Origin of the sequence: Caulobacter sp. B11 (assembly GCF_002737765.1) — a bacterium.
Taxonomy (GTDB): domain Bacteria; phylum Pseudomonadota; class Alphaproteobacteria; order Caulobacterales; family Caulobacteraceae; genus Caulobacter.
Genome location: NZ_PEGG01000335.1, coordinates 1 through 2,789, shown reverse-complemented (window position 1 = coordinate 2,789; position 2,789 = coordinate 1). Strand labels below are relative to the sequence as shown.

The following is a 2,789-nucleotide window of genomic DNA, read 5'->3' as shown; positions in this document are numbered from 1 at the left end:
TTCCGGCAGGCGGCGGGCCTCGTCGACGGGATCGACTTGCGCGCCTTGCCGTCGTCGGTGGCGCGTTCCAGAACCATCAGGTCGGGATGCGACCGCGCGCCGCGACCTGGCGGCTGACGGGATCGGAAGGCGACACGCCAGGGCGCCGTAGGTCGTATCAGCCTGTCCGCCGAGCAACCGGCGGGCCATGCGATAGGCCAGGGTCGCCTTGCCGACCCCTTCGGGACCGGTCAGCAGCCAGGCGTGGTGCAGCCGTCCGCGCTGGAAGGCGTCCAGAAAGGCGTGCTCTGCCGCCTCCAGCCCCTCCAGGGTGAAGACGTCGCGGGGATGAGGCGGGGCGTCCAAGCGCTACAGGTCCAGACGGGTGGAAACCACGTCCCAGACCGCCTGGGCGACCTGATCGATCGGGGCGTCGGCCTGAATCACCTCGCAGCGTTCCGGCTCGCGCCGGGCGATCTCCAGGAAGCCGGCCCGCAGGCGATCGTGAAATTCCAGCCCCTTGGACTCAAAGCGGGCCTCGCCGCCCCGGCTGATCGCCCGGGCCAGGCCAAGCTCGGCCGGCAGGTCGAAGATCAGGGTCAGCAGGGGCCGTGTGCCGCCGAGGATGTGCTCTTCCAGCGCCGCGATCAGCGACGCGGGGGCCTCACCGCCCGCCCCCTGATAGGCCCGGGTCGAATCGGCGAAACGGTCACAGAGCACGATGGCGCCGCGATCCAGCGCCGGGCGGATGATTCGCTCGATATGGTCGCGACGGGCCGCGTACATCAGCAGGGTCTCGGTGACCGGCGACCAGCGGTCGGCCGCGCCATTGAGCAGGATCTCGCGGATCACCTCGCCGCCGGGACTGCCGCCGGGCTCACGCGTCAGCACGACGTCGCTGCCCAGCGCGGTCAGGCGGTCTGCGAGCTTGCGGATCTGGGTGGACTTGCCCGCCCCCTCCCCGCCTTCGAAGCTGATGAATATTCCACGGGTCACCCGCCTCAATTCGACCGGATCGCCTCGCCTGTCTAGGGTCTAACGACCGTGGCGTCCGAGAAGCCGAGCGCGACGACACGATCACGCAACCCCCAGGCGTCAGCCTCGTCGGCGCCGGCGGAAACCACGACCCGATAAAGCGTACCCGCCTCGCGCTGAATGGCCTCGATGGTCGCGCCGCCGGCGGCGCCCAGCCGCGCCAGGGCGCGCTCGGCGTTGCCGCGATCGGAAAACGACCCGGCCTGGACCTGGTAGAGCGCCCGGCTCGATCGAACAGGCTTTTCCGGCGGATCGTCCGGCGAAACCTCATGATAGGCGGGTCGAGGCGGCACGTAGCGCGGCGGCGGCGGCGGCGGTGAAGGCGCGGCGGCGAACCGGCGCGGCGCCGCCATGGCCGTCTTCGACGCGGGGCCGACATAGCGCACCCGCACGCGGGCCACGCCCTGGCGCGCATAGCCCAGCTGTTCGGCTGCGGCCTTTGACAGGTCGATGATCCGATCGCCGACGAAGGGTCCGCGATCATTGACCCGCACGACCATCTTCTTGCCGTTGTCGAGGTTGGTCACCTCGACCAGACTCGGCAAGGGCAGGGTTTTGTGGGCCGCCGAGGGCAGGTCCATGTCGAAGATCTCGCCATTGGCGGTTCGACGGTTGTGAAACTGCTCGCCGTACCACGAGCCGACGCCCTTCACATCATAGTCGGAATCGGCTTGAGGGTAGTACCATACACCCTTGATTTGGTACGGTTTTTCGGTCCCGCGAAGCCCCTTTGTCGAGCCGGCCGGCGGCGGGCCGCTATAGGGTCGCGCCTTGCCGGACATGGCGGTGGACTGTGGGCCCCTGGGGGTGGCGCAGGCCGCGAGGCTGCCGGCGACGAGGGCCAGGACAGCCAGTCGCCGCAAGACGCCAATCTTCGGGCGCGCGAAAATGCCCATTGTTCCGGCCCAGCCGCGCCAAGGCTGTTTGACGCTGGACCAGGATCGCTCAACAGACTTGAGGCTTGGTTAAGGCTGGATGCGGCCAATCGGACTGGAGCCCCGCGCCAACCCCTGTTATAGCGCCCGCTGCTGGACAGATGGCCGAGTGGTTTAAGGCAGCGGTCTTGAAAACCGCCGTAGGTGAAAGTCTACCGTGGGTTCGAATCCCACTCTGTCCGCCATCCCACCCCGATCGATAATTGACCTTAGTCGGACCTTTTTCCCGGTAACGGCCAGGCACATCACGCGGGGTCAGCCGAGGACCCCGCGCCGCGACGGTAGGTGACACGGCTTTCGGTCGGAATCTTGTTGAGCTCGACCGCCAACACCCGAGGATCCGCGCCACACGCGCAGGCTTCAAACAACGACTTTTCACCGAGACAAAAAACGCCTAGTTGAACCGCTCAGGTCTTCTGGGAGTGAGCGTTCGTGAAGCGGCGAGTCCTTTGCGTTCTGACTAACTACCCAACCCTGTCGCAAACCTACAAGGATAGCGAAATCCGCTATCTGACGGCCGGGCATGAACTGCAGATCGTTTCGTTTCTGCCGCCGCACAAGCGGTTCGGCAGCGCGTTCCCATTTCAGGCCGTGACCCGGCACTCCGAAGTCGCCGAGGTGGCCAAGTCGTTCCGGCCCGATGTGCTGCACGGCCACTACCTGCACACAAGCGACGTGATCCACCAGATGTCCGAAGCCATCGGCGTCCCCTTCACGATTCGAACCCACTCCTTCGACATCCTGGGTCGCACCGACGAGCAGATCTCCCGCTACGCCGTCCATATCAACTCGGATCGGTGCCTGGGGCTCCTGGCCTTTCCGTTCCTCAGACAGACCCTG

Annotated in this window: 3 protein-coding genes, 1 tRNA gene and 1 pseudogene; 2 read left to right on the top strand and 3 right to left on the bottom strand. The window is 66.6% G+C overall.

The window, feature by feature from the left end:
• From CSW58_RS12245 to CSW58_RS12235, 3 genes and pseudogenes are all read right to left on the bottom strand, one after another.
• Positions 1-345 (bottom strand): annotated as a pseudogene (locus CSW58_RS12245) (DNA polymerase III subunit delta'); the annotation flags it as partial.
• A 3-nt stretch (positions 346-348) separates the two neighbouring features.
• Complete coding sequence (tmk, locus tag CSW58_RS12240; protein ID WP_099447470.1) at positions 349-975, bottom strand: dTMP kinase; 627 nt, start codon at positions 973-975, stop codon at positions 349-351.
• Positions 976-1,007: 32 nt separating this feature from the next.
• Positions 1,008-1,877: a septal ring lytic transglycosylase RlpA family protein gene (locus CSW58_RS12235; RefSeq protein ID WP_369825178.1), complete on the bottom strand. Its 870-nt coding sequence runs from the start codon at positions 1,875-1,877 to the stop codon at positions 1,008-1,010.
• A gap of 167 nt (positions 1,878-2,044) precedes the next feature.
• Between CSW58_RS12235 and CSW58_RS12230 the strand changes: the two genes are divergently transcribed.
• Positions 2,045-2,134 (top strand) — tRNA-Ser (locus tag CSW58_RS12230).
• Between the two features lie 247 nt (positions 2,135-2,381).
• A partial coding sequence (locus CSW58_RS12225; RefSeq protein ID WP_201721664.1) for a hypothetical protein occupies positions 2,382-2,789 on the top strand: 408 nt, incomplete at its 3' end.